The organism is Bradyrhizobium ferriligni (assembly GCF_056837965.1).
Map to the genome: position 1 here is coordinate 66,959 of NZ_JBXEJO010000051.1, position 6,330 is coordinate 73,288.

Sequence of the window (6,330 nt, forward strand, 5' to 3'; positions counted from 1 at the left end):
CCTGCTACGGCGCCAGATAGCGCAGCAGTTCCGGATCGCTCCGCACCTCGCTCGCGCCGCCCTGCAGCGCGACGCGGCCGCGGTCCAGCACATAGGCATAGTCGGCGACGCGCAGCGCGAGATCGAGATGCTGTTCGACGATCACGACCGAGATGCTCTTCGCAAGCTCGATCAGCCGCTCGGTGATCTCCTCGATCACGCCGATCCAGACGCCTTCGGTCGGCTCGTCCAGCAGCAGCAATTTTGGATTGCCGAGCATGGCGCGGCCGATCGCCAGCATCTTGCGCTCGCCGCCGGACAGCGTGCCGGCGGGCTGGTCGAGCCGCTGGCCGAGCTTCGGGAAGATCGCCAGCACGCGATCGACCGCGCTGGCATCGGAATTGAACAGCGAACCGACCGCGAGGTTGTCGCGCACCGAAAGGCGCGCGAACACCGAATGCTCCTGCGGCACATAGCCGATGCCGGAGCGCACCCGCTCCTCGGTGCGGCGCCGCGTGATGTCGCGGCCGTCGAAGAACAACTCGCCCTGCGAGCTTGCCAGCTCGCCGACAATGGTCTTCATCAGCGTGGTCTTGCCGGCGCCGTTGCGGCCGAGCACGGCGACGCCGCCGCGCCAGGGAATGCCGATGTTGACATCGAACAGGACCTGGCTGCGGCCATAACCGGCATCGAGATGCCTTATATCGAGGAAGGTTTGCTCAGGCACGGCGAAGATAGATCTCCTGGACGCTTTTGTTGGCCTGGATTTCCGCGACCGTTCCCGAGGCCAGCACCTTGCCCTGGTCGAGCACGGTGAGGCGATCGCAGATGTCGCGGATGAAATCGAGGTCGTGTTCGACGATGACGAGCGAGCAGTGCTGCTTGATCGGCTGCAACAGTTCGCCGGTGACGCGACGCTCCTCGAGGCTCATACCGCCGGTCGGCTCATCCAGCAGCAACAGCCGCGGCTTGCCGGCAAGCGCCATCGCGATCTCGAGCCATTGCTGCTGGCCGTGCGACAGCGCCGCGGCGGCATCATGCGCGCGATCGGCGAGCCGGAACTGGGTCAGCATCGTCATCACCTGATCGTGCAGCTTCTTGCGGGTCCGCGACAGCACCAGATCGAACAGCGAGCAGTGCGCCTGCAGCGCCAGCAGGATGTTGTCGTACAGCGTCAGCGTCGGCAGCACCGAGGTGATCTGGAACTTCAGGCTCATGCCGGCGCGCGCACGCTCGGTCGGCGTGAACGCGGTGATGTCGGTGTTGATGAAGGAGACCTTGCCCGTGGTCGGCACCTCGGCGCCGGCGACGCATTTCATCAGCGTGCTCTTGCCCGAGCCGTTCGGGCCGATCAGGCCGTGGAACTCGTTCTCGCCGACGGTCAGCGCCGCACCGTCGAGCGCGGTGAGCTTGCCGAACACCTTGCTGATCCCTTGCGCCTCAAGGAGCGGCATTGCCGGTCTCCTTTGGCGCCTTGCCGAAACTGCCGACCCGCTCGCGCTCGCCGAGCACGAAGGAGATCAGCCCGAGCGGGCGGAACATGATGACGAGCAGCAGCAGCACGCCGAGGATGATCGGCCAGACGTCGCGGTAATTGTCCGACAGCCAGAAGCTGACGCCCTCGATGATCACGGTGCCGATCACGGCGCCGATCAGCGTGCCGGAGCCGCCGAACAAAACGTAGAGCACGACCTGGGTCGAGAACACGACGCCCAGCATGTTGGGCCAGACGAAGCCCTCGTGGAAGGCATAGAGGCTGCCGGCGAGACCGGCGATGGTGCCGCCGACCGCGAAGATGATCGCCTTCAGGTGCTGCGCCTTGTAGCCGAAAAAGGCGATGCGCTGCTCGTTCTCGCGCAGGCCCGCGAGCGCCAGCCCGAATTGCGAGCGCACCAGGAAGCGGCAGAGCAGATAGACGACCACGAGGATGCCGAGCACCATGTAGTAGTAGATCGGGCCCTCCTCGAACTCGTAGCTGCCGAGGGTGAGCGGCGGGATCGACGGGATGCCGTTCTGGCCGCCGAGATAGTACCAGCCGCGCGCCAGCCGGTCCGCGGCATAGGAGCCGGTCAGGGTGCCGAGCGAGACGAAGATCACGCTCGAGGGATAACGCCCGAGCAGCAGGAAGCCGCCGAGCAAGAGCGACGCGGTGAGCCCGATCAACGTGCCGGCGGGCAGGATCAGGAGGATCGACGTGACATTGAGGTCGCGCGCCAACAGCGCCACGCCGTAGCCGGCGGCACCGAAGAACAGCGCCTGGCCGAAGCTCATGATGCCGGCATAGCCCCACACCAGGTCGAACGACAGCGCGAACAACGCGAGGATCACCACGCGGGTGGCGAACACCGTGAGATAATCCTGCAGCACCCATGGCAGGACCAGCGCGATCAACAACACCAGCCCTTCCACGATCGGCAGGACCTTCCATCCTGCCGATACTCGTCCCGCCGGCGCGCTTGCGGCCGGTGCACCCTCGCCCGTCACGACATCTGGTTCCTCACCGACGCGTGCGACAGCTTCTCTTGCTCCAACCATTGATCGCTCAGCATTCCTTGGGATCAACGAGACCGTCGCTGCGCGCCACGATCTCATAGTTCCCGCCCTTGGCAACGGCGGTGTACATCTTCATCTTGCAGTGACGCTTGCCCGGCACCATCTCCGCGGGCCCGCCCGGCCCTTCGGCGATCTTGGCGTGGTCGAGCGCGGCCGCAACGGAGTCGCGGTCGACCTTGCCGGCCTCCTTGACCGCCGCCTCCCACAGCTTGAGGCCGCGATAGGTTCCGGTGGCGGCGCTGCCGGCCGCGAACAGGAAGTTGCCGGGGAAGTCCTTCTCATAGGCCGCCTGTAGCTTGGCGTCGAACGGATCCTCCTTGGTCAGCACCTTGAAATAGTCGAGGCAGCTCGCAAGGCCCTCGATCTCGTTGGCCTGATTGATATTGAGGGTGTTCTCGTCATAGTAGACGCAGGCGAGCCGTCCGCCGTTCTTGAGGAAGCCGGCTTCATAGAGCTGCTTGAAGAACGGACCGACGCCGGGCGGGATCACGGTGTTGAAGACGACGTCGACCTTGTTGGAGATGACGCGGTTGACGGTGGCCGAGAAGTCGACCTGGTCGAGCGGGTAATATTCCTCGAACACCACCTCGCCGCCGTTCGACTCGATCACCTTGCGGGCGTAGACGTTGAGCGTGTGCGGCCAGACATAGTTGGCGCTCGGCAGCGCGAATTTCTTGCCGCCGTTCTTGATCAGCCAGGGAATGAAGGTGTCGCATTGCTGCGCCGGGGTCGGGCCGGTGCAGAACAGATAGGGCGTGCACTCCTTGCCCTCGTAGAGCTGCGGATAGATGTAGAGCGTCTTGCCGCGCGCCACGATCGGATCCTTGATCGCATTGCGCATCGACGAGGTGATGCCGCCGAGCACCATGTCGACCTTGTCGCGCTGGATCAGCTTGCGGACATTGCCGACCGCGACCGATTCGTTCGAGGCGGTATCCTCGATATAGAGTTCGAGCGGCCGGCCGAGCAGGCCGCCGGCGGCGTTGATCTCCTTGATCACCATCTTGGCGACGTTGGCGTCGGCGTTGCCGGCATAGGCGATCGGGCCGGTCAGGTCGGTCGCGATGCCGACCTTGATCGGTCCCTCGGCGGCGTTGGCCCAGACGGGCCTGACCACCCAGCTGCCGACCCCGGTCGCGAGCGCGCCGGTCGCGAAAGCGAAATTGCTCATGAAGCGGCGGCGCGTGAGATTGGTGCGATCGAACATCTGACTAAACCCCTTTTCCCGATATGAGGCCCTGCGGGCGGAATTTGATGAAGGCAATGGCGAGCACGAAGACGAGGACGTCGGCGACGACCGGAGACATCACCCATGGCAGCGCCGCGCTGAGCGTGCCGATCACACCGGCGCCGGCGACCGGACCGATGAAGGAGCCGACCCCGCCGACCATCACGGCGACGAAGCCCTGGATCAGAAAGCGGATGCCGAGATCGGCGAACAGACTGAACACCGGCACGATCAGCGCGCCGGCAAGCCCGGCCAGCGCCGCACCGAACGCGAAGGTCGCCCCGTAGATCAGGGGCGTCGAGATGCCCGTGGCGCGCGCCAGTGCCGGATTCTCCAGCGTGGCGCGGACCCGAAGCCCGAACGAGGTGCGCGCCAGCAAGAGATAGCAGGCGCCCATCACCAGCAGCGTGATCACGATGATGGTGAAGCGCCAGGCCGAGATGTGGACCGAGCCGAGGTCGATCGAGCCGCCGATCGGCTCCGGCACCGTGAGATAGAAGCCGCCGATCAGGCCGCGCACGCTCTCGCGGATGATCAGGCCGAGCGCATAGGTGCCGAGCATCGCCACGATCGGCGCGGCGTAGAAGCGCCTGATGATCAGCGCCTCCAGCACGAAGCCGATCGCGCCGACCACGAAGGGCGCCGCGACCATGCCGGCCCAGACCGGTGCGCCATGGGCGTAGGCCAGATAGGTGACATAGGCCCCGAGCAGGACGAACTCGCCCTGCGCGAAGTTGAAGATGCCCATCATGCTGGCGATGATGCCGAGCCCGAGCACCACCAGCACGATAATCGCGCCGAAGCTCACGATCTCGAACGCCGCGGCAAAAGTGCTAGCCATGGCGCTCGATCCATCCAGCCTGCGTCTGCAACAAGCGGTGCCTCACATCTTCTTCCAGTCGCCGGCCTGCTCGAAGGCGTGCGCGGCGCGGTAGATGGTGGATTCCTCGAACATGCGGCCGACCAGCATCAAGCCGACCGGCAGGCCGTCGACCATGCCGCAGGGCAGCGACATCGCCGGGTGATGGGTGATGTCGAACGGCGCGGTGTTGGTGATCATCTCGAGCGCGCGGGCGACATAGTCCTCGCGGCTGGCATCGGCCGCCGGCAGCGCCGGCGCCTTCATCGGCGTGGTCGGCAGCAGCAGGAGGTCATAGTCCTTGAACGCCTTGTCATAGGCCGCGGTGAGGCGGCGGGAGATGTTGAGCGCCTTGCCGTAGAAGCGCGGACCGAAGCTGTTGTTGATGTAGGTGCCGAGCATCATGAACAGCTTGGTGGTTTCCGACAGCGAGTCCGCCTGGCGGCGCCAGCCGCGATGGAAATCCATCAGCGAGGTCGAATAGAGGTCGGGGCGGCTGAGGCCGTAGCCGTCGCCGAACATCATGGTCTGGGTCAGGCCTTCGGTGCCGATCGGGGTCCAGATCGCCGGGCCGACCATGTGCATCGGGATCGACACGGTGTCGACCGACGCGCCGAGGTCCTTGAAGCGCTTGGCCGCCTCGCGCACGCTTTCATTGACCGCGGCTTCCGCGGTCGGCTGCTCGAAGCCTTCCTTGAGGATGCCGATCTTCATGCCCTTGACGCCTTTGCCCAGCGCCTTGGTGTAATCCTCGACCTTGGGCGCCTTGATGCGCGGATCGTAGCCGTCGTCGCCGGCGATCACCTCGAGCAGCAGCGCGTTGTCCTCCACCGTCGCGGTCATCGGGCCGGTGTGGTCGACGAAGATCTCGATCGGCATGATGCCCGTATAGGGCACGAGGCCCCAGGTCGGCTTCATGCCGTAGGTGCCGCAGAACGAGGACGGCATGCGGATCGAGCCGCCCTGGTCGCCGCCGATCGCCATGTCGACCTCGCCGAGCGCGACCACGACGCCGGAGCCCGACGACGAGCCGCCGGCCGAATAGCCCATCTTGTGCGGATTGTGCACCGCTCCGTAGGAGTTGGTGTGGCTGCCGCCGGACAGGCAGAAATGCTCGCAATGGGTCTTGCCGGCGATCTCGGCGCCGGCATCGAGCATGCGCGTGACGATGGTGGCGTCGAAATCGGGGATATAGCCTTCCAGCGTCGACGAGCCGTTCGTCATCGGCACGCCGGCCAGCATGATGTTGTCCTTCAGCGCCACCGTCTTGCCCTTGAGCTTGCCGGAGGCGGCGCCCTTCACGGTCGACTTGTAGTACCAGGCGTTGCGCGGGTTTTCCTCCGCCGACGGGCGATAGCCCGGCGTGCGCGGATATTTCACCTTGGGCAGTTCGTCCGGCATCGCGGCGATGACGTTGTAGGCGTCGATCGAGCCCTGCATCAGGCCGCGGAACGAGGCCACATCCTCATCGGTCAGTGACAGGCCGCACTGCTCGGCGACGGCACGAAGTTGCGTTGGCGTGGGAAGGACGACGGTCACGGCGCTCTCCTGATAGCTTTTGATCTTTGGATTTGATCCCTCGATGCAGGGCGCAGCGGCGCGTTGCCCGCGCGAACCGCTCACCCCGTTGCTGTATTGAAAACGGAAATATTTTCCTTTTCAAGTATTATTTCGCAAGGCTCCCTCTCCCGCTTGCGGGGGAGGGTTGGGG

6 protein-coding genes are annotated in these 6,330 nt (G+C 65.2%); all 6 read right to left on the bottom strand.

The features are described 5' to 3' along the window. Positions 1-4: 4 nt before the first annotated feature. From AC1VNY_RS27760 to AC1VNY_RS27785, 6 genes are read right to left on the bottom strand one after another with little or no spacing between them, the layout of a single operon-like run. Positions 5-706: a branched-chain amino acid ABC transporter ATP-binding protein gene (locus tag AC1VNY_RS27760; protein WP_057015632.1), complete on the bottom strand. Its 702-nt coding sequence runs from the start codon at positions 704-706 to the stop codon at positions 5-7. Next, a complete protein-coding gene (locus tag AC1VNY_RS27765; RefSeq protein ID WP_028343255.1) occupies positions 699-1,433 on the bottom strand; it encodes an ABC transporter ATP-binding protein in 735 nt (244 codons plus the stop codon). Before AC1VNY_RS27765 ends, AC1VNY_RS27760 begins: the two co-directional genes overlap by 8 nt. Next, positions 1,420-2,514 carry a branched-chain amino acid ABC transporter permease gene (locus AC1VNY_RS27770; protein ID WP_253588262.1) on the bottom strand — a complete coding sequence of 365 codons (1,095 nt, stop codon included), beginning with the start codon at positions 2,512-2,514 and terminating at the stop codon, positions 1,420-1,422. The genes AC1VNY_RS27765 and AC1VNY_RS27770 overlap by 14 nt, the downstream gene beginning before the upstream one ends. A 7-nt stretch (positions 2,515-2,521) precedes the next feature. Further along, positions 2,522-3,739 carry a substrate-binding protein gene (locus tag AC1VNY_RS27775; RefSeq protein WP_482407582.1) on the bottom strand — a complete coding sequence of 406 codons (1,218 nt, stop codon included), beginning with the start codon at positions 3,737-3,739 and terminating at the stop codon, positions 2,522-2,524. Positions 3,740-3,743: 4 nt separating this feature from the next. Next, positions 3,744-4,601: a branched-chain amino acid ABC transporter permease gene (locus AC1VNY_RS27780; protein WP_482407583.1), complete on the bottom strand. Its 858-nt coding sequence runs from the start codon at positions 4,599-4,601 to the stop codon at positions 3,744-3,746. Between the two features lie 42 nt (positions 4,602-4,643). Next, a complete protein-coding gene (locus AC1VNY_RS27785; protein ID WP_461195715.1) occupies positions 4,644-6,158 on the bottom strand; it encodes an amidase in 1,515 nt (504 codons plus the stop codon). Positions 6,159-6,330: the final 172 nt, after the last annotated feature.

Bases quoted from the DNA above. Each gene is read 5' to 3' on its own strand.
- AC1VNY_RS27765 (WP_028343255.1), bottom strand. From the start codon at position 1,433: ATGCCGCTCCTTGAGGCGCAAGGGATCAGCAAGGTGTTCGGCAAGCTC.
- AC1VNY_RS27770 (WP_253588262.1), bottom strand. From the start codon at position 2,514: ATGGTTGGAGCAAGAGAAGCTGTCGCACGCGTCGGTGAGGAACCAGAT.
- AC1VNY_RS27775 (WP_482407582.1), bottom strand. From the start codon at position 3,739: ATGTTCGATCGCACCAATCTCACGCGCCGCCGCTTCATGAGCAATTTC.
- AC1VNY_RS27780 (WP_482407583.1), bottom strand. From the start codon at position 4,601: ATGGCTAGCACTTTTGCCGCGGCGTTCGAGATCGTGAGCTTCGGCGCG.